This is a genomic window from Roseibium aggregatum, from assembly GCF_017309185.1.
GTDB classification, from domain to species: domain Bacteria; phylum Pseudomonadota; class Alphaproteobacteria; order Rhizobiales; family Stappiaceae; genus Roseibium; species Roseibium aggregatum_B.
In genome coordinates this window covers 1,402,442-1,420,694 of record NZ_JAEKJZ010000001.1, presented here as the reverse complement: position 1 = coordinate 1,420,694, position 18,253 = coordinate 1,402,442, and the positions used below count along the sequence as shown (strand labels likewise).

General features: G+C 61.6%; 17 protein-coding genes. 12 read left to right on the top strand and 5 right to left on the bottom strand.

The features are described 5' to 3' along the window. The first annotated feature begins 4 nt into the window (after positions 1-4). The 5 genes from JF539_RS06120 (at position 5) to JF539_RS06100 (ending at position 5,158) form a co-directional block, all read left to right on the top strand. Positions 5-673, top strand: a complete 669-nt coding sequence (locus JF539_RS06120; RefSeq protein ID WP_328809203.1) for a DUF1638 domain-containing protein — start codon at positions 5-7, stop codon at positions 671-673. A 113-nt stretch (positions 674-786) separates the two neighbouring features. Then, positions 787-1,083, top strand: coding sequence for a virulence factor (locus JF539_RS06115; protein ID WP_207139439.1), 297 nt, complete (start codon positions 787-789; stop codon positions 1,081-1,083). Further along, positions 1,080-1,973, top strand: a complete 894-nt coding sequence (locus JF539_RS06110; protein ID WP_207139438.1) for a methylenetetrahydrofolate reductase — start codon at positions 1,080-1,082, stop codon at positions 1,971-1,973. The genes JF539_RS06115 and JF539_RS06110 overlap by 4 nt, the downstream gene beginning before the upstream one ends. Beyond that, entirely contained in the window at positions 1,974-2,930 is a 957-nt protein-coding gene (locus JF539_RS06105; RefSeq protein WP_207139437.1) for a methyltetrahydrofolate cobalamin methyltransferase, read from the top strand. Between the two features lie 191 nt (positions 2,931-3,121). Next, positions 3,122-5,158 carry an ASKHA domain-containing protein gene (locus JF539_RS06100; protein ID WP_207139436.1) on the top strand — a complete coding sequence of 679 codons (2,037 nt, stop codon included), beginning with the start codon at positions 3,122-3,124 and terminating at the stop codon, positions 5,156-5,158. Here the strand turns inward: JF539_RS06100 and JF539_RS06095 are convergent. Continuing rightward, positions 5,155-6,285, bottom strand: a complete 1,131-nt coding sequence (locus JF539_RS06095; protein ID WP_207139435.1) for a thioesterase domain-containing protein — start codon at positions 6,283-6,285, stop codon at positions 5,155-5,157. The two genes, JF539_RS06100 and JF539_RS06095, sit on opposite strands and share 4 nt — an antisense overlap. 235 nt (positions 6,286-6,520) lie before the next feature. Further along, entirely contained in the window at positions 6,521-7,345 is an 825-nt protein-coding gene (locus tag JF539_RS06090; RefSeq protein ID WP_207139434.1) for a DUF1194 domain-containing protein, read from the bottom strand. Positions 7,346-7,504: 159 nt separating this feature from the next. Here JF539_RS06090 and JF539_RS06085 point away from each other — a divergent pair, with 159 nt between their 5' ends. The 4 genes from JF539_RS06085 to JF539_RS06070 all read left to right on the top strand — a co-directional run bounded on the left by JF539_RS06085 (position 7,505) and on the right by JF539_RS06070 (position 10,622). Further along, positions 7,505-8,326: an enoyl-CoA hydratase gene (locus tag JF539_RS06085; RefSeq protein ID WP_207139433.1), complete on the top strand. Its 822-nt coding sequence runs from the start codon at positions 7,505-7,507 to the stop codon at positions 8,324-8,326. Positions 8,327-8,378: 52 nt separating this feature from the next. Then, the gene (locus JF539_RS06080; protein WP_207139432.1) at positions 8,379-8,909 is read left to right on the top strand and encodes a CoA-binding protein; all 531 of its coding nucleotides are present in this window, start codon (positions 8,379-8,381) and stop codon (positions 8,907-8,909) included. 113 nt (positions 8,910-9,022) lie between these two features. Next, entirely contained in the window at positions 9,023-9,226 is a 204-nt protein-coding gene (locus JF539_RS06075; RefSeq protein WP_207139431.1) for a hypothetical protein, read from the top strand. Between the two features lie 115 nt (positions 9,227-9,341). Then, on the top strand, positions 9,342-10,622 hold the full coding sequence (locus tag JF539_RS06070; RefSeq protein WP_207139430.1) for an O-acetylhomoserine aminocarboxypropyltransferase: 1,281 nt from the start codon (positions 9,342-9,344) through the stop codon (positions 10,620-10,622). Between the two features lie 435 nt (positions 10,623-11,057). Here the strand turns inward: JF539_RS06070 and JF539_RS06065 are convergent, their stop codons facing one another. Continuing rightward, a complete protein-coding gene (locus JF539_RS06065; RefSeq protein ID WP_207139429.1) occupies positions 11,058-12,158 on the bottom strand; it encodes a COX15/CtaA family protein in 1,101 nt (366 codons plus the stop codon). A 178-nt stretch (positions 12,159-12,336) separates the two neighbouring features. Between JF539_RS06065 and JF539_RS06060 the strand changes: the two genes are divergently transcribed. Beyond that, positions 12,337-12,552: a DUF2842 domain-containing protein gene (locus JF539_RS06060; RefSeq protein ID WP_207139428.1), complete on the top strand. Its 216-nt coding sequence runs from the start codon at positions 12,337-12,339 to the stop codon at positions 12,550-12,552. On the opposite strand, the gene JF539_RS06055 is transcribed toward JF539_RS06060, so the two are convergent. Continuing rightward, a complete protein-coding gene (locus JF539_RS06055) occupies positions 12,512-13,507 on the bottom strand; it encodes a polysaccharide deacetylase family protein (RefSeq protein WP_209017014.1) in 996 nt (331 codons plus the stop codon). The two genes, JF539_RS06060 and JF539_RS06055, sit on opposite strands and share 41 nt — an antisense overlap. Before the next feature lie 296 nt (positions 13,508-13,803). On the opposite strand from JF539_RS06055, the gene JF539_RS06050 reads away from it, so the two are divergent. After that, the gene (locus JF539_RS06050; protein WP_207139426.1) at positions 13,804-14,979 is read left to right on the top strand and encodes a GNAT family N-acetyltransferase; all 1,176 of its coding nucleotides are present in this window, start codon (positions 13,804-13,806) and stop codon (positions 14,977-14,979) included. Between the two features lie 23 nt (positions 14,980-15,002). Here the strand turns inward: JF539_RS06050 and JF539_RS06045 are convergent, their stop codons facing one another. Beyond that, positions 15,003-17,477 (bottom strand): exopolysaccharide transport family protein, encoded by a 2,475-nt coding sequence (locus JF539_RS06045; protein ID WP_207139425.1) that lies wholly within the window; start codon positions 17,475-17,477, stop codon positions 15,003-15,005. Positions 17,478-17,674: 197 nt separating this feature from the next. Here JF539_RS06045 and JF539_RS06040 point away from each other — a divergent pair, with 197 nt between their 5' ends. Then, positions 17,675-18,232, top strand: coding sequence for a polysaccharide biosynthesis/export family protein (locus JF539_RS06040; RefSeq protein ID WP_207139424.1), 558 nt, complete (start codon positions 17,675-17,677; stop codon positions 18,230-18,232). Positions 18,233-18,253 lie beyond the last annotated feature (21 nt).

Below are 18,253 nucleotides of genomic sequence, written 5' to 3'. Positions count from 1 at the left end.
GCCGGTGTTCGAGGAGGCTGCCGACATGCAGGCGGGCGAGCCTCTTTTCCCCATCGAACCGGACGAAAGCACGCAGGCCAAGGTCGGCCGCGTGCTCGTGATCGCCTGTGGCGCGCTCGCCCGCGAAATCGTCGCCCTGCGCGACAAGAACGGCCTCGATCACATCGACCTTACCTGCCTGCCGGCGCAGTTGCACAACACGCCGGACAAGATCCCCGACGCTGTCCGCAAAGCGATCCTCCTGAACAGGGACGTCTATTCCGAAATTCTGGTCGCCTATGGCGACTGCGGCACGGGCGGGCTTCTGGACAAGGTGCTGGAAGAGACCGGAACACGCCGGATCGAAGGGGCACACTGTTACGCGTTCTTCACCGGGCTGGACGCTTTTGACGAGATGGAAGAAGACCAGCTCGGCTCCTTCTATCTGACCGATTTCCTTGCCCGGCACTTCCAGACCATGGTGATCGAACCGCTCGGCCTCGACTGGCACCCGCACCTGAGGGACATGTATTTCGCCCATTACACGCGGGTTCTCTACCTGGCGCAAACCGACGACCCTTCGCTTGAAGACGCCGCGCGGCTGGCGGCGAAACGGCTCGACCTTCCGCTGGAAATCCGGCGGACCGGCTATGGCCTGTTGGCCCCATTTCTGGGGGGCGGCTCCCAAACGTAAGCGCGCGGAAAAACGACTGCGCACAAGTCGGATTTTCACGTTCCCGTGCCGCTATCGAGCGGCCTGAAAAGGCAAGCTTCCGACAATCATGATGTTCAGTGGAAGAGACGCAAATGGCACAGAAGATCATCGTTTACTGGCGGGACATCCCGGCGCAGATCCTGGTGAAGAAAGGGCGGACATCCGCCCGCAGGGAACTGCCGTCCGTGTTCATGGAAGCGATTGACGCCTGCGCCATGCGGGTCGGGGCGAAAGACAGCGACGCCTACATGGCGGAGTGGCGCCGCGCCGACCCGGTTGACGTCTCCGACGACCTGGAAACGGAAGCCGACGCGGCCCTGGACGACCTGGTCGCCGCCTATCCGAGAGAGAGACTGAAAACCCTGCTTGAGAATGGAGGGACGGAATGACCGATCAGCGCCTTCTGGCCAATGGGCGACTTGCCGCCTCGACTGAAATGTCCCCCCGCCAGGTGGTCGAAAAGACCGAGCTTCTGGCCAGCATCCCAGCCGGGACCCAGGTCTATGTCACGGATCTGGGAAATGCGCCGGAAGACATGATCGTCAGCGCCTGCCGCCTCCTGAAGGACAACGGTCTGGTCGCCGTACCACATATGGCTGCGCGCCGCTATCCGTCGGTCGAGGCGTTCGAGCGCCGCATCAGGCGCCTGACCGGCGAAGCCGGTGCGACCGAGGTTCTGGCGATAGCCGGTGAAGCGGAAAAGCCCGGCCCCCTCACCTGCTCGGTCAAGATGATCGAGACGGGCCTGTTCGACAGTCTCGGGATCGCCAGGATCGCGGTGGCCGGTCATCCGGAAGGCGCGCCCGACATCAAGCCGGAAACGATCAGGTCCTTTCTGATGCGCAAGCATGAGCTGGCGGCAAACAGCGATGCGGAGTTCCGGATCGTGACCCAGTTCGGCTTCGATCCGCACCGGGTCAGCCTGTGGCTCGACGAGTTGCGCGCATGGGGCAACGAATTTCCGGTCCATGTCGGCGTTGCCGGCCCGGCCAAGATGACCACGCTCCTGAAATACGCGGCCTTCGCCGGGGTCGAAAACTCGCTCAACTTTTTGAAGAAGCGCGGCGGGGCGGTGGTCTCCATGCTGGCGGGCTACGATCCCGAGACAACGGTCGAGCCGCTTGAAACCCGCGTCACCAGCCAGCCGGCGTCCCAGCTTGCCCAGATCCATGTCTACCCGTTCGGCGGTGTCCAGAAGACAGCCGACTGGCTGCACGGACGCGGGAGCTGGTCCTTTCAAAACCTGACCTCCACCCTGACCGCTAACGAGAGCGCCTAAATGACCCGTACTGTCGTCGCCTCCGCCACCAAGGAAATCATCATCGGATTCGACCAGCCGTTCTGCGTGATCGGCGAGCGGATCAACCCGACCGGCCGCAAGAAGCTGGCGGCCGAGATGGTCGAGGGCAACTTCGAGACCGTGAAGGCCGACGCCCTCGCCCAGGTCGCGGCGGGCGCAACCATGCTCGACGTCAACGCGGGCGTGACCGCGGTCAACCCGAACGAGACAGAGCCCCCGTTGCTCGTCAAGACAATCGAAATTGTTCAAGGACTTACGGACGTTCCTTTATCGATCGATTCATCTGTTACGGCGGCGATCCAGGCAGGTCTGGAAGTCGCCAAGGGCCGGCCGCTGGTCAATTCGGTGACCGGCGAAGAGGAAAAGCTGGAAGCGATCCTGCCCCTGATCAAGAAATACGATGTGCCTGTGGTCGCCATCTCCAACGACGAGACCGGCATATCCGAGGATCCGGACGTGCGCTTCGCGGTCGCCAAGAAGATCGTCGAGCGCGCCGCCGACTACGGCATCCCCGCGCACGATATTGTCGTGGACCCGCTTGTCATGCCCATCGGAGCCATGGGCACCGCGGGCCAGCAAGTGTTCAGGCTGCTGCGCCGTCTGCGCGAGGAACTGAAGGTCAACACCACCTGCGGCCTGTCCAACATCTCCTTCGGCCTGCCCCATCGCCACGGCATCAATGCCGGGTTCATCCCGATGGTGATCGGCGCCGGCATGACATCCGCGATCATGAACCCCTGCCGGCCGCAGGAAATGGAAGCCGTGCGCGCGGCCAACGTTCTCAACGGAACCGATCCGAATTGCCAGAACTGGATCATGACCTATCGGGATCATCAGCCGGCGGCCGCGGGCGCCGCTCCCGCTTCCGGCGAAGCCGCGGCACCTTCCGGCGGCCGCCGCCGGGGCGGACGCGCCGCACGGCGCGGCGCCGTCTGAATGCGGCTGGCGGCCAGGTCGTCATAAAGCGCCAGCACTTCGCCCCCTTGTGCGCAGGGCAATCGCACTTGGCACGGCCAAGCTCCCTCTCTCCTTGGGCGAGGTTCCCTGGAGCAAGTGTCCGCTATTATTGATATTGGGGGTAAAACCCGTCGCCCAAGATGAGTTGAAAGACGCAAACCGCCGAACGCATGACAGAAACCGCCAAACTCGCCAAAGTCGTTTTCCAGCCCAGTGGCCGCCGTGGGACTTTCCCTGTCGGAACGCCGCTGCTCGACGCGGCGCGTTCACTCGGGGTCTATGTGGAATCGGTTTGCGGCGGACGCGGCATCTGTGGGCGCTGCCAGGTGGCTGTCTCCGAAGGCACCTTCGCCAAGGAGAACCTGACCAGTTCCAAGGACCACCTCGACGCGGCGACGGAAGCGGAGGCCCGCTACGCCACGTTGCGCAGCCTGCCCGCCGACCGGCGTCTTTCGTGCCAGGCGAAGATCCTGGGCGACCTGGTGATCGACATTCCGACCGATGCCCAGACCAACCGGCAGGTGGTGCGCAAGCGCGCCGAGGCCCGGCAGATCGACCCGGACAGCGCCATTTCCCTGGTGACGGTGACCATCGCCGAACCGGACATGGAAACCCCGCGCGGCGACATCGACCGGCTCAGAGAAGCCCTGGTCGAAAAAACCGGACTTGCGGACCTGACGACGGACCCGATCCTGCTGCCGCGTGTCCAGACCGTTTTGCGCAAGGGCAACTGGACCGTGACAGCGGCGATCCACCAGGACCGGGAGGCGCCGCCCTCGCTGACCGCCTTGTGGCCGGGCGAGAAAGAGGCCGTTTACGGTCTGGCCGTCGATATCGGCTCCACGACCATCGCGGCCCACCTCTGCAACCTTCAAAACGGCCGCACCGTCTCCTCCGCCGGCACCTCAAATCCGCAGATCCGCTTCGGCGAGGATCTGATGTCGCGGGTCTCCTATGTGCAGATGAACCCGTCGAAGCTGCCTGAGCTGACAAAGGCTGTCCGCGACGCGATCAATTCTCTGATCGGCAAGCTCGTGGGCGATGTCGGCGCCGAGCGCTCTGATGTGCTCGACGCCACCTTCGTCGGCAACCCGGTGATGCATCATCTGTTCCTGGGCATCGATCCGGTGGAACTCGGCGGCGCTCCCTTCGCCCTGGCCGTCTCCGACGCGATGGTGCTGAACGCCCGGGATCTGGACCTCGAGCTGAACCCCGGTGCCCGCGTCTATATGCTGCCCTGCATCGCCGGCCATGTGGGCGCCGATGCCGCCGCGGCGACGCTCGCGGAAAGTCCCTACAAGCTCGACGAGATCACCCTTCTGGTCGATGTCGGCACCAACGCGGAGATCGTGCTCGGCAACAGGGACCGGCTTCTGGCGGCCTCCTCCCCCACCGGCCCGGCCTTCGAGGGTGCTGAAATCTCCTCCGGCCAGCGCGCGGCCCCCGGCGCCATCGAACGGATCCGCATCGACAAGGAGACGCTGGAACCGCGCTTCAAGGTGATCGGTGTCGACGAATGGTCGGACGAGGACGGCTTTGGCGAAAAAATCGACAGCGTCGGCGTCACCGGCATCTGCGGCTCGGGCATCATCGAAGCGGTGGCCGAGATGTATCTGGCCGGCTTGATCACCGAGGATGGCGTTGTCGACGGGGCCATGGCCGCCCGCACACCGCGCATCCGCTCCGAGGGCCGGACGTTTTCCTATCTGATCGCCGACGCGGATGTGGAGATATCCATCCTGCAGACCGATATCCGCGCGATCCAGCTCGCCAAGGGCGCGCTTTATGCGGGCGTCAAGCTTCTGCAGGACAAGCTTGGCACGTCCCGGCTTGACCGCATCCGTCTGGCCGGTGCCTTCGGCAGCTATATCGACCCGAAATACGCGATGGTCCTGGGGCTTCTCCCTGATTGCCCGCTGGAAGGCGTTTCAGGTGTCGGCAACGCCGCCGGCACCGGCGCGCGCATGGCGCTTCTCAACCGGGGCTACCGGCGGGAGATCGAGCAAACCGTTCGGGATATCGAGAAGATCGAAACCGCGCTGGAGCCGAAGTTCCAGGAGCATTTCGTCAACGCCATGGCGCTGCCGAACAAGGTCGATCCCTTCCCGAACCTGAGAGCCGCCGTCGACCTGCCGGAGCGCAAAGACCCGCAGACCGCAATCGGAGACGGCGGCGAAAGGCCCCGGCGCCGGCGCCGGCGAAATTAGGCTACATTGGCTTCAACTGTGGCCGGAGCTGCGGATGGGGGCTTGACGGTATCGAGCGCTCGCAGGCGTCCGCCTACGTTCTCGCCCAGCGCCACACCGTTCCGGCCCACAACGGCGCTCAGGTGGTTGCCCTTGATGTCGACCCATTCAGCGTTCGGCAGATAACGCGGCCAGACGCGTTTCGGATCGCAGTCGATCGGAGAACCGCCCAACGCCCTGTAGAAGACGACCTTGCCGTCATACCGCTTCGGTCTAAAAAGCCCCTTCATCCGCAGGAGTTGCCTGCCGGCACGCGCGTAGTCCGGCGTGTAGTTCCCGACCCATTCAGGAGCGAGTTCGGGATAGATCTTGAAGTCCGGCCTCAGGAACCGGAACACCAGAGGTTTCAGGCGATGGAGAAAGGTTTTCTGTACGTCTCCGCTCCAGACGCCGTCGACCGGTATGCTCTGAGACCCCTGTGATGACCTTCTGGCGGTCAGACGTTTCAACTTGCGGCGTATCCGCTTCGCGACGAAGCCAAGCCAGACCGGTAAAGGCCAGGCATGTTCGTTCTGAGGGGTGTCGATGAGGCCGACGAAACCGACATCGCGACCGGTTTCCCGCAGTTTTCGGGCCAGTTCGAGCGCAAACACTCCACCGAAAGAATAACCGAGAAGATTGACCTGACCGGTAACGCCCCGTCTAGCCAATTCATCGAGGCTCGCCTCGACTTCATCGGCAACGCTTGCAGGCTCGCCGTGCGGACGGTCGAAATCCGTCAGGCACATCCCGTAGATAACCCCGTCGTAGTCAATGCCTTCCAGAACACTTTTGATTTCCAGGAAACAATTGACGCCTCCGGCGTAGACGACGAGCGCCTTCGCAGGATCGCCTTCCTTCAACGTGAGCAGCTTCGGGATTTCCAGCGCGCGGTTTCTTTCGACTGCCTTGGCAAGAGAATGAATGGTCTGCCAGATGTAAAAACTGTTCACGTCGAGCTCGACGCCGACATCGTCATAGAAATACCGGATGAGCAGCAGGAGCTTGTTGACGTTCAAACTGTCCTTTAGGACCTCGCGATCGCCGATCTCTCGGCTTGAACATCTCGATGCATGGGTCAGCAAGCTCTGTTTGGCATCAGGCTTCATGCAATCTCCCTGAAAAAACACGTCTGGCGTCCTTCAGCGCGTCGATACGCAAGGGTACGGACCCAAAGGCACTCTCCTTTGGACCTAGTTTTACAGGTAAATTGTATTTAATTTCTTTCGCCGAATACTTTTCCTCGGCCGAAACTTCCCGGACGATCAGTCGTAATCAGACGCGCTTTCAAATCGGGCCGCTGCGTTTGCCGGCCCCCTCACCTCGGCGTGATCCTTTCGCCGGTCATTGGTTCCAGAAATTCTGCTCCCGCAGTCTCTGCCAGATCTTCTCTCCGACGAGGCAGTCGTAGGGCTCCTCGAAGGTGAACTGTGCCGGAACGAGCTTCGGTTCTTGAGGCGACCAGCCGCCGATTTCGAGGATCAGCTTGCGCCGGACCGCGTCGGGGAACTGCTCCCAGTCGACGACCGGCAGCACGAAGCTTGCCGGGCCGCCGGTCACGCAACGCCGGTAATAGACGTCCAGATCCGGGATATTGAACTGAAATCCGATGCCACCGGTCGTCATCAGCGGCAGACCGTTGATGACAATCCCGCTTTGAAGGGCTGCGTCGCGCGCTTCGGTGACGGGAAGCCCCTGATTGTTCGGCCCGTCGCCGGAGACGTCGATCACCCGCCGGTCGGCCTGAAAGGGAACGTCTTCCAGAAAACCGGTCGCATGCCGTATCGCGCCGGAAATGGAGGTCCGACGCTGACCGAACGTCGTGTCCGACAGGATTTTTTCAGCGAACCCCTCCGCATCGGCCTTGCTCTCGATGATCGTCCATCCGGCGATCTCGCGGGCGTGGCTGTCGTTGGCCCATTCGAACATCATCAAAGCGATGCGGCCATGAACGCCCATGCCGATCGCATTGACCACCTCGGGGCTGGAAACGGCTGCCGCGTAGCCCTTGCGCTGGATCTGGAGTTCTTCGGGAGACATGGACCGCGACACGTCCACCGCCAGGACAAGCGCGACATCGACGGGTTGCGCCGCCTCCGCGCCGACCGGAGGAAGAAGACAAGCCAGCAAGACGGCGGTCCGGAAAGTGAAACGAAACGGCATCCACATGGCAAGAGGATATCCGATCCCGGGCGTTCCGCCAGCCGGATGACAGAAGAAGCGGATAAACGATCCGTGATCGCAGGGCGTGCGACTTCAGTCCGCCTATCGCAGTCAGGCCCGTTTCCGGTATAAGGCACGGAAAACCAGACGAAGAGGACGCGCCACATGTCAGAGACCGCCGCCGTTGACGCCGCCCCGAAACCGATGCTCGCAACCTTTCTGCACGAAGGGGTCTACCGGATCGTGATGCAGCGCCCGGAGCGCATGAACGCCCTGTCCCGGGACATGATGGCCGCCCTTTCCGCCGAGCTCAGGAAAGCCGAAGACGATCCGGACATCCGCGTCGTTCTCCTCGGCGCCGAGGGCAAGGTATTCTGCGCGGGCCACGACCTGAAGGAACTCACGGCCGCGCGCGCGGAAGAAGACGGCGGCAGGGCCACCTACGAAGCGATCATGCACCAATGCTCGAACCTGATGCAGCAGATCGTCCGCCTGCCGAAACCGGTGATTGCCGTCGTGACCGGCGTGGCCACGGCCGCGGGCTGCCAGCTCGTCGCCTCCTGCGACCTGGCGATCGCAACCGATACGGCAACCTTCTGCACTCCCGGCGTGAACATCGGCCTGTTCTGTTCCACGCCCATGGTCGCCCTGTCGCGCAATGTCGCGCCGAAACAGGCGATGGAAATGCTTCTGACCGGCGAGAGCATCGACGCCTCCACTGCCAAGGAGTTCGGACTGATCAACCGGATCGTGCCTGGCGACTATCTGGAACAGGTCGTCCAGAAATATGCCGCTACCATCGCCTCTAAATCCTCCAAGACGGTCAAGATGGGCAAGGAGGCTTTCTACCGCCAGCTTGAGATGCCGCTCTCCGAGGCTTACGACTTCGCTGCCCAGACGATGGTGGAAAACATGATGGCCCGGGACGCGGAGGAAGGCATTTCCGCCTTCCTGCAAAAGCGCAAGCCGGAATGGACCGATAGCTGACCCTACTTTTCGTCAACTTGAAGCAACCGGCTCCCCGGGGGATCTTTCGCGCATGAATCACGACACCTATTCGGACAGATACATCAAGGACATCCTCGACGAGGTCAAAACCGTTGCGATGGTCGGCGCAAGCTCGAACACCGTCCGCCCGTCCTATTTCGTGCTGAAATATCTGTTGTCCAAGGGATACGACGTCTGGCCGATCAACCCGGGCCAGGCGGGCAAGGAGATCCTCGGACAAACCGTTCATGCCTCCCTCGACGCGCTTGCCGAAGTTCCCGACATGATCGACATTTTCCGCAACTCGGAAGCCGCCGGCCAGATCGTCGAGCAGGTGCTGACAAGCGGTCGGCTGCCCAAGGTCATCTGGATGCAGCTCACAGTGCGCCACGACGACGCCGCGAAAAAGGCCGAAGACGCCGGTATCAAGGTCGTCATGGACCGCTGCCCGAAGATCGAATACGGCCGTCTTTCCGGCGAGATCGGCTGGGCCGGCGTCAATTCCAGAACGCTCTCCTCCAAACGTCCTTCGCTGAAATCCGGTTTCCAGCACCGGGGCCTTGCCGGAGACGGCAAGAAATAACAGCAAAGTCCTTTTAAACCGGCCTTGCCACCAGCTTCGCGCAACCCTCGCTTTATACCCGTTAACCGTTTTCAGGAACGGCCGGCGTCCGCCGGAAGTCGCGAGCGAGGGACATGACCCAGGACCCTGTCTTATTCACCAGTTTCGAATGGGTGCTTATGGCGATGGCCGGGCTCGTCTGCCTGCTGCTCTTCGCCCTCGTTCAGCGGGATGAGGCGGACCTGCCCTTTGCCGAACGCGACGAGCGCCGGTCCCGGGACGAACATGCCCCGATCAAGCTGTCGCCCGAGCGCGAGGGAAAAGCCTCGCATCATTAACCCCTTGAGAAATTTATTTTTTCCATTCCCCGGCAATTGCCGAAAAAGCTTCTTTGACCTGCCCCTTCGCATCGGTCACACTGGCCGCCATTTGTAAAAATAGGGAGGCTTCCATATGAGCGAAATTATTCCGGGTTTTTCCACTCTTGCCATTCATGCCGGTGCGGCACCCGATCCGTCAACGGGCGCCAGGGCAACCCCCATCTACCAGACCACGTCCTTCGTGTTCGACGATGTGGATCACGCCGCCTCCCTGTTCGGCCTGCAGGCCTTCGGCAACATCTATACCCGCATCACCAATCCGACGACCGCCGTCCTGGAAGAGCGTGTCGCGGCGCTGGAAGGCGGAACGGCCGCCCTTGCCACGGCCTCCGGCCACTCCGCGCAGCTTCTGTGCTTTCACACCTTGATGCAGCCGGGTGACAACATCGTCGCCGCCAACAAGCTCTACGGCGGGTCGATCAATCAGCTCAATCATTCCTTCAAAAGCTTCGGCTGGGGTGTGAAATGGGCCGACCCGGCCGATCTCGGCTCCTTCGAGGCCGCCATAGACGACAGAACGCGGGCGATCTTCATCGAAAGCCTGGCCAATCCCGGCGGCATCGTCACCGACATGGAAGGCATCGCGGCCATTGCAAAGGCGAAAGGCATCCCGCTCGTGGTCGACAACACCATGGCAACGCCCTACCTGTGCCGCCCGATCGAGCACGGCGCCGACATCGTTCTGCATTCGCTGACCAAATTCATGGGCGGCCATGGCAACTCCATGGGTGGCATCATCGTCGACGGCGGCAGTTTCGACTGGTCGGCCAGCGGCAACTACCCGCTTCTGTCCCAGCCGCGCCCGGAATATCAGGGCATCGTGCTCCACGAGACCTTCGGCAATTTCGCTTTCGCCATCGCCTGCCGGGTGCTCGGTCTGCGCGACCTGGGACCGGCGATCTCCCCGTTCAACTCCTTCATGATCCTGACCGGCATCGAGACCCTGCCCCTGCGCATGCAGCGGCATTCGGACAATGCCAAGAAGGTCGCCCTGCATCTGTCCGGCCACGACAAGGTCAAGTGGGTATCCTACGCGGCCCTTCCGGAAGACCCGCATCACGCGCTGCAACAGAAGTACATGCCCAAGGGCGCGGGGGCGGTGTTCACCTTCGGCGTCGACGGCGGCTACGATGCGGGCGTCGCGCTTGTCTCCAAGGTCGAGCTGTTCTCACACCTTGCCAATATCGGCGACACCCGCAGCCTGATCATTCATCCGGCGTCCACCACCCACCGCCAGCTCACCGACGAGCAGAAAACCGCGGCAGGCGCTGGACCGGATGTGGTGCGCGTATCCGTCGGTATTGAGGATGTGGACGACATCATCGCCGATCTCGACCAGGCGCTTTCCGGGTGAGAAACGTTTGAAAGCCACTCCCAAAACCGATTTACACCGGTAGCTCGGGATTTTCTCCCCGCCGTCCCGGCCTTGAGCCGGGACCTCCTCCACGCATCAAAGGAGCGGCCCCGGATGAAGTCCCATAGCGCTGACTTTGACCCGTTGGATGCCCTCTCCACAGCCTCCCGGACGGAGCGCAGCGGAGATCCGGGGCTGGGGAGCCTGCCATTATTTTCGGTGTCATCCCGGCCGAGCAGAGCGAGAGCCGGGACCCACTCGCCTATCGTTGTGGCAGGGCTTTTTTTGAATTGTTTGGATCTGGAAATGAGTGGGCCTCGGTTCTCCGCTTGGCTCCGTCCGGGGTGACCGCCAAGGGGGAATGCCTTGCCAAAAGGCAAGAGTTTGCGCCTGTTGGACCAAGTCCGGAACGGCACGGAGGAATAAAGGAGGCGACTACCCGCGCACCGGGAAGCTTCCCTTCAGCACCGCCAGATGATCCACGCAGGCCGCAAGGACGACGACCGCGAAGCCCTGGTGAAGGAGAGCGACCGACAGGGGCACGTGCATGACCAGGGTCGCGATGCCGAAAATCGCCTGAAGAACGATGAAGCCGCCGACATGAGCCCCGGCGCGGCGCACTTCTCCCCTCTTGCTCACCCGGAAGGTGGCAAAGGTCAGCACCAGACCGGCGACGACCAGAAGATAGGCGGTCATCCGGTGCTGGAACTGAACGGTCATGACGTTTTCGAAAAAGTTCAGCCACACCGGCTGCATGACCAAAAGTCCGTTCGGGACCAGCCTGCCGTCCATCAACGGCCAGGTGTTGAAGGTCAGGCCCGCGTTCAGCCCGGCGACGAGCCCGCCAAGAAACATCTGGAGGAAGGCCAGGGCCAGAACCAGCCTGCTCAGGCCGCCCAACCGCTTCCGCTCGTGCGCATCGGTGTCCGACAGTGGGGTAAGCCTGCGGGCGATCCAGAAGAGATAGGCGAAAATGAACAGGGCCAGGGTCAGGTGGGTCGCGAGCCGGTACTGGCTCACGTCAACCCGCTCAACCAGGCCCGAAGCGACCATCCACCAGCCGACGAAGCCCTGCAATCCGCCCAGGGCCAGCCCGACGACCAGGCGCGGCTTCAGCCAGGGTTCAATACGCCCGGCTGCCCAGAAAACAACCATGGGCACGAAAAAGGCCACGCCGATGAAGCGGCCGAGAAGCCGATGCGCCCATTCCCACCAGAAGATGAACTTGAACTCGTCCAGGCTCATGCCCTTGTTGATCAGCTGATATTCCGGGATCTGCCGGTATTTTTCGAGCTCTTCTTCCCACTCCGCTTCGCTCAGGGGAGGAATGACGCCATGGATCGGCTTCCACTCGGTGATGGACAGACCGGATTCCGTCAGGCGCGTCGCACCGCCGACAACAACCATGGCCAGGATCAGTGCGCACACGCCGTAAAGCCACCAGCGGATGAGCGTCCTGTTTCTGCGGATCCTTTCCAGTCTGGCCGGGAGTATGGCTCCCTGCCCTTCTTGAACGCCGTATGCGGATATTGACATGAACCGTTTCCAGGTGATTCTCGAAAGCAGGTTTGACCTTTGGCTTGGGGAGATATAGGTGCAAAGAACGAACGGCAAGCGGGGAAGAGCTCTTTGCGGCCCACTTTCGGCTCAAAATCAGCAAATAGGCTCCCGTTAAAGCCTATCCTCAGACAAGGTCAACGGACGCGCCCTGAAAATGGTTCCATCGTTTCGCAAATTTGTCGGCATGGTACTGCTGGTGGTCTTCGTGGTGGTTTACGCGCTCACCGCCATGGTCATCGGCGACATGACATTGCAGCAGTCCTCCCACACGGTCCGCTTCGTCTATTTCGCGATTGCCGGGCTCGTCTGGGTACTGCCGGCCGGGGCAATCATCTGGTGGATGGAAAGAGGCGGGAAACCCCGGCCCTGACACCAAAGCCCGACGTTGCCCAGCGGGCCATGCGATAGAGCGCGAAGGGCGCGCCTGTCAGATATTGATCCACAACCGCGGGATCCTGGAACAGGCCGTTCAGGGAAACCCGTGGCAGCATCATCGGATCGCGTGCGTTGACCGACTGCAGGACGCCCGGCATCGTCGTCACCGAAGAGGCAAAGCCGATGTCCCGGAGGAGGTTCGCATCGCGCAGGCTCACCGCGTGAGACTTGCCATAGGGATAGGCGAAATGCTTCGGACGCCTTCCGAGTTCCCTTTCCAGAAGCTCCATGCCTCTCAGCACATCCTTGCGGGCGGCGCACGACTCAAGCCGGGCCATGGCGAAATGATCGTGCGTATGCGCACCGATCGTCACCAGAGGATCGGACGAGAGCCGCCGGACTTCGTCCCAGCTCATCATAAGTTCGTCCGCCAAGGCCGCCAGATCGAGACCGTAATCTTCCGCCAGCGCGCGAATAACCTTGCGCTGGTCCAACTCGCCCATTTCGAGCGTCAGGTAGTCCGCCAGCTTTTCAAAACAAGCGTATTTCTCCGCAGTGGACCGGCAGGGAATGGCGTCGGGCGCAACCGTCCTTGAAAAGGCAATCTCGTCATTTTCCGCGATGATGCGTTCGAGCGCGACCCACCAGATTTCGCTCTGTCGCTCGACGAGGCCTGTTGCCACGAAGACGGTAAAGGGTGCATCCATCTCCTTCAGGATCGGATAGGCGATTTCCAGATTGTCCCGGTATCCGTCGTCGAAGGTCAGAACCGCGTAGCGATGGTGTCCGTACCCGGACTTGAGTAGATCCACCGCCTTGTCGAGAGAAATGATCTCGTAGCCGTTGGCCCTGATCCTCTCGACGGCCTGACGCAGAAATTCCGGCGTGATTTCCAGATGACCGTTGGGCTGGAACTCGGCGGTCCGGGCCGGACCGACACGATGCAACATGAAAATCGCGCCGCAGCCCCGCGTGAAGGGCGCGAGCACCTTGCCCAGCCCTGTTCCTTGCAAAATCGAGAACGCACGAGAAAACGCTTTTTGCCGCATACCCATCTGGCTCAAATGCTCATTTTTTTACCGGACTGCCAGTAACGCACGGTTTGTTTAACAATTATTGCTAGTTCTAACGAGCGTTCACACGCTTTGTCCGCTCGTTCCCACGGTTGTCTGCCATGTTGATGCAAAATGGTTTATCCGATGTTCACAACACCGTTCAAAGTGTGGACCATCCGCGGCGCGACGGGATGACGGCGACACAGGACTCCTTTCTGGAGGTTATTCTGTGTTCGAGTTTCGACACCTGTTCCCCATTTGAACAAGAGCTTTCCAGCGCGCTTCCGGTCATTCCTTTCGGAACACCTCATTGGCTTGATTCCTGGAGCCGGACGCTCGGCAAGAAATACGGCCTCGACATCGTGATTGCGATCGGCAGCCTCGGTGACGCCACAGTCGTCATCCTGCCTCTTGCGCTGGAGCGGACAGCCGGTATCGCCAGGCTGTCCTTCCTGGGTCACCAGAACGGCAACCAGAACACCGGTGTCTGGGACGCCGAATTCTATGCAAGCGTCACTTCCACCCAGATCAACGCGTTCTTGTCGGAAATCTGCCGTCGCGCCGGCGCCGACCTCGTGACACTGCACAACGTTCCCGAAGTCTGGCAGGGGCGCCCGCACCCTCTGGTCCTCGAAACGGCGACACAGAGCCCAAGTCCGATCTTCGTCCGCTCACTGCCTTCGGACTTTGAGGAGCTGTTCCGCGAAACGCACGGTAAATCCTCGCGCAAGTCCCTCTTGCGCAAGCAGAGACACCTGCAGGCCTTTTCGGAGTACAAGGTGGTCAAGGCAAGCACGGCGGAAGAAATCCGCAACGGTCTTGCGGCCTTTCTGGATCAAAGAGCGAAACGGGCCGCGACCGTGGGCATACCGAACGCCTTCGGCGACCCGGAGGGACAGGAGTTTCTGGAACGCCTGCTCGGCCTGAGGTCGAGCGAGGCTGCGCCCGGGGACCATTCGCTCGACCTCTGGTACCTCGAGACAGGCGGGGCGATCCGTGCCACATACCTGTGCGCCGAACGTTCCGGAACGATCTACACCTATTCCAACAGCATCGCGCATGACGAACTCCTGCAGTACAGTCCGGGTATCGTCCTGGTAAAGGAAATCATCGCATACGCCTGCGCCGCGCCGCACCTCGACACGATCGACCTCGGTCTCGGCGAAGAACGCTACAAGACCGACTGGGCCGAAGCGGTCCGGCTCAATGACAGCCTGTTTGCCGCCACCTGGAAAGGCCGGCTTCTCGGAGACCTCGAGAAGACGAAGATCAGGACAAAGGCGGCGATCCGCAATTCCCAAACGCTCTGGCCTCTGGTCCGCCGCCTCCGGAAATGGCGCGCGGAGGCGGGAAAACGCGCGCAATAGCAGCGGCCCGCCCGGCAGATTTTCTAGGCCGCGTGACCGTCGCCGTTGCGGCGCGGGTCCGGCCCCTGTCCTCCGGAAATGACAACATCGACCCTGGCGCCGGTGTTATAGGAGAGCAGGTTCGCCGCGCTGTGAAGTTCATGGCTGCTGTCGGCGGAATTCGCCGCGATCAGCACCCGGTCGGCGAAGCTCAGCATGCGAGCGCTGGCCAGCGTGCCGTCAATGGCACCGAGATCGACCACGACGGTCTCATAGGTGGATTTGACCGCATCGAGCGCCAGTTTGAAGCGATCGGAATTGACCATCTCGTCCGTGATCGCCACGCGTCCTGCCTCAATGATATGGGCCTTGGAGCCCGCATCCCGGTAGACAACTTTCGCGAACGGAGCCCTGCCGGACACGATATCGGAGAATCCTTCCGCCGCCTTGGGGTTCGACTGTTCGGGAAAGACTTCCAGGATCAGGGCAGATTTGCCGGACCTGGCGGCCCTGCGCACCAGATCGAACGCTAGGTCATGGGAGAGGGCTTCGTCATCGACACTCAAAACGACGATGCGTCCTTCAGCCGCCACGGTATCGGCGCTTGCGGCCTGAAGGCCGGCTCCAGCCTCTTCGTCTTCCGGCTGCGTCTCGTCCGCGGCGGCAGCAGCGGGAGCGGGAACGGCTTCAAAAACCTCTTCGCCAGGTTCCTCCATCCGTGAACCGGCGGAGCCGCGCAGCCAGTCCGGCGCAAAATCGCGGTCGTACCGGGCGGCCCTGATCCTTCCGGCCATGTCTTCTCCATCGCGCGTGTCGCCGGCGTCTTCGGGGGCGAAACGTTCGGTTTGCGCAGGACCGCCGGCCATCGGACTTTCCGGCTCTCGCGGGGTTTCCGGCAGCCCGCCCGGGAAATCGTTTTCCGGTGCGGTCTCCATCCGGTAATTCGAGACGCTCTCGCCATAGCCTCCGCCCCAGCCGAAACTTGCCGAGGAGACCGGCGTTTGCGGGTGAAGCGTTTCTCCAATGCCAGATGGCGGAGCGGTCGGCCCTCGCACATGGTCCGGCGCGCCATAGGCGCGGATCTGCCCGTCTTCGGCAACGCCGGCGCCGTTCAGGCTGTAAAGCGCGTTTCCGGATAAAAACGCGCGCATCAAAACGAAGGTGCAGCCAAGAATAAAGGTTACAAGCCCTGCGATAATGGTGCTTGAGATGACTTTCGGCGCATAGGGCTCGGCCGGAACGCTGGCCTGGGATATGATCCTTGCATCGGCAGGCAGGATCTGCGCTCGCAGCCTTGTGTCCGCCTCCTGATAGCTCTGCAGAAGCTGGTCGAGCTGAACCGCCTTGGCGTTGGCTTCGCGTTCCAATTCGCTCAACCGCGCCTGGTCCGCGTTGGAGCGCGCAGCGGCGGTCTTGAGGTCCTCAAGGCGCTTTTCCAGGGCAAGCGCCTGCTGGTTCGCCACCTTGGCGTCATTTTCCAACCCCTGCAGAATGCGGCGGGCCTCGGTTCTGATCTGCCGGTCATAGTCCCTGAGCTGGGACTGCAGAGCCTTGAGTTGCGGATGGTTCGGCAACAGGGTGATGGACAATTCCGCAATGGTGGACTGAATCTCGACCTGCCGTTCCCGAAGCCGCTGGATCAGCGTCGAGTTCAAGACTTCGCTCGCCGTCTCCAGGGAACCGCCGGAGTTCAGCAATTCGCGGATCAGATCCGCCTTTGCCTGTGCTTCCGCCTTGTCGGCCTGGGCAGCGGAGTAGTCGCTGCTCGTCTCCGTCAGCTGTTGCTGGTTCAAGGTCGTGTTGCCCGAACCGATCAGGAGATCCGACCGGGCGCGGAAATCGGCGACCGCTTGCCTTGCGGCCTGGACTTCCTTGCGCAATTCGACGATCTGAGGCTGCAAGGCCGCGGAAGCCAATTCCGTCGATTGCCGTTTGGAGTCCGACTGCAGCGAGAGATACTCATCGACAATGGTATTGGCGACCTTTGCCGCCAGAACCGGATTTTCCGCCGAATAATCGATGGCAATGACCCTGGACCCCTCGAGACGATAGATGTCCAGGTTCTGGTAGTAGTGCTTGAGGACCCGGTCTTCCGCGCTGCCGCCTTCCGGTTCGCCGCCCAGCCCGACCATCGACAGCAGGCTTCCAAGCAGGGAGGCATCGTCCCTGGCGCCAAACTCGGGGATTGCGGCCAGGTCGAGTTTTCGGGCCACCCGGCGCGCGAGGTCGGAGGACATCAGCAATTGCGCCTGGCTTGCCACGCCCTCACTGTCGAGAAGCGCCCTCTCCTCCTCGACACCCCGGGCTTCACCCGGAAACTTGGTGTCCGTGCTCTGAATAAGGATGCGGGCTTCGCCCTTGTATTTGGGCGGAACGAATTGCAGGCCGATGAAAACGGCGCCCGCGACAAGAAGGGTCAGGGGCAAAAGCCAGGTCAAGGACCGGCCGATCGCCCGCAGCAGGCCGCCAAGGTCCAGCGCCATATCGTCTTCGGAAAGGGCTTGCCGGTCAGATTGCATCGTTTCGAAACTCCAGATTCCGACAAACTATGTCGAATTAGGGTAAGCGATCGGTTAAACTTCCCGAAATTGCGCGGCCCCGTCGATTAACCAAGACATTTCCCCGTTCACGGACCGGATGCCGCCGCGATTGCTCTCTTCACCCTCGATTAACCATAACACGCGATGCTGTCCTGCGAATTGTAGGAGAGTCGTCGATGCGAATGAGAGCACTTCTCGTTCTATGCCTGTGCCTTGGTCTTGCCGCCTGCAGCGGCTACCGGCAGCCCCCAACCGCGTTTCACGAAACGCTGACCCAGCCCTATCGTCTGGATTCCAGCGACAGGCTGCGGATTATCGTATTCGGGCAGGACGACCTATCGAACACCTATATCATTGATCAGGCTGGATATATTTCGTTCCCACTGGTCGGGAGCGTTGCCGCGCGCGGTAAAACGGAGCACGGTCTGGCGAAGGAAATCGCCGCCCGGCTGCGCCAGGGATACATCCGAGATCCGGACGTTTCGGTTGAAGTCGATACCTACCGGCCGATCTTCGTCATGGGTGAAGTGCAAAATGCGGGCCAATACAACTATGTCGCCGGCATGACCGTCCAGAACGCGATCGCGACCGCGGGAGGCTTCAGCTCCCGCGCCCAGCAGCAAACTGTCGACATCACCCGGCAGATCAACGGAGAAATTCTAAACGGCCGTGTTCCCATTTCGGACCCGATCCGCCCCGGTGACACGATTTACGTCCGGGAGCGCTATTTCTAGACCCTCCGTCAATTAACGGAG

Excerpts from the sequence above, each read along its gene's own strand:
- JF539_RS06095 (WP_207139435.1), bottom strand. The coding sequence starts at position 6,285 with ATGAAGCCTGATGCCAAACAGAGCTTGCTGACCCATGCATCGAGATGT.
- JF539_RS06060 (WP_207139428.1), top strand. The coding sequence starts at position 12,337 with ATGGTTCCATCGTTTCGCAAATTTGTCGGCATGGTACTGCTGGTGGTC.
- JF539_RS06080 (WP_207139432.1), top strand. The coding sequence starts at position 8,379 with ATGAATCACGACACCTATTCGGACAGATACATCAAGGACATCCTCGAC.
- JF539_RS06110 (WP_207139438.1), top strand. The coding sequence starts at position 1,080 with ATGACCGATCAGCGCCTTCTGGCCAATGGGCGACTTGCCGCCTCGACT.
- JF539_RS06050 (WP_207139426.1), top strand. The coding sequence starts at position 13,804 with ATGACGGCGACACAGGACTCCTTTCTGGAGGTTATTCTGTGTTCGAGT.
- JF539_RS06055 (WP_209017014.1), bottom strand. The coding sequence starts at position 13,507 with ATGTTGCATCGTGTCGGTCCGGCCCGGACCGCCGAGTTCCAGCCCAAC.
- JF539_RS06040 (WP_207139424.1), top strand. The coding sequence starts at position 17,675 with ATGCGAATGAGAGCACTTCTCGTTCTATGCCTGTGCCTTGGTCTTGCC.
- JF539_RS06090 (WP_207139434.1), bottom strand. The coding sequence starts at position 7,345 with ATGTGGATGCCGTTTCGTTTCACTTTCCGGACCGCCGTCTTGCTGGCT.
- JF539_RS06070 (WP_207139430.1), top strand. The coding sequence starts at position 9,342 with ATGAGCGAAATTATTCCGGGTTTTTCCACTCTTGCCATTCATGCCGGT.
- JF539_RS06045 (WP_207139425.1), bottom strand. The coding sequence starts at position 17,477 with ATGCAATCTGACCGGCAAGCCCTTTCCGAAGACGATATGGCGCTGGAC.
- JF539_RS06115 (WP_207139439.1), top strand. The coding sequence starts at position 787 with ATGGCACAGAAGATCATCGTTTACTGGCGGGACATCCCGGCGCAGATC.
- JF539_RS06065 (WP_207139429.1), bottom strand. The coding sequence starts at position 12,158 with ATGTCAATATCCGCATACGGCGTTCAAGAAGGGCAGGGAGCCATACTC.
- JF539_RS06100 (WP_207139436.1), top strand. The coding sequence starts at position 3,122 with ATGACAGAAACCGCCAAACTCGCCAAAGTCGTTTTCCAGCCCAGTGGC.
- JF539_RS06085 (WP_207139433.1), top strand. The coding sequence starts at position 7,505 with ATGTCAGAGACCGCCGCCGTTGACGCCGCCCCGAAACCGATGCTCGCA.
- JF539_RS06075 (WP_207139431.1), top strand. The coding sequence starts at position 9,023 with ATGACCCAGGACCCTGTCTTATTCACCAGTTTCGAATGGGTGCTTATG.
- JF539_RS06105 (WP_207139437.1), top strand. The coding sequence starts at position 1,974 with ATGACCCGTACTGTCGTCGCCTCCGCCACCAAGGAAATCATCATCGGA.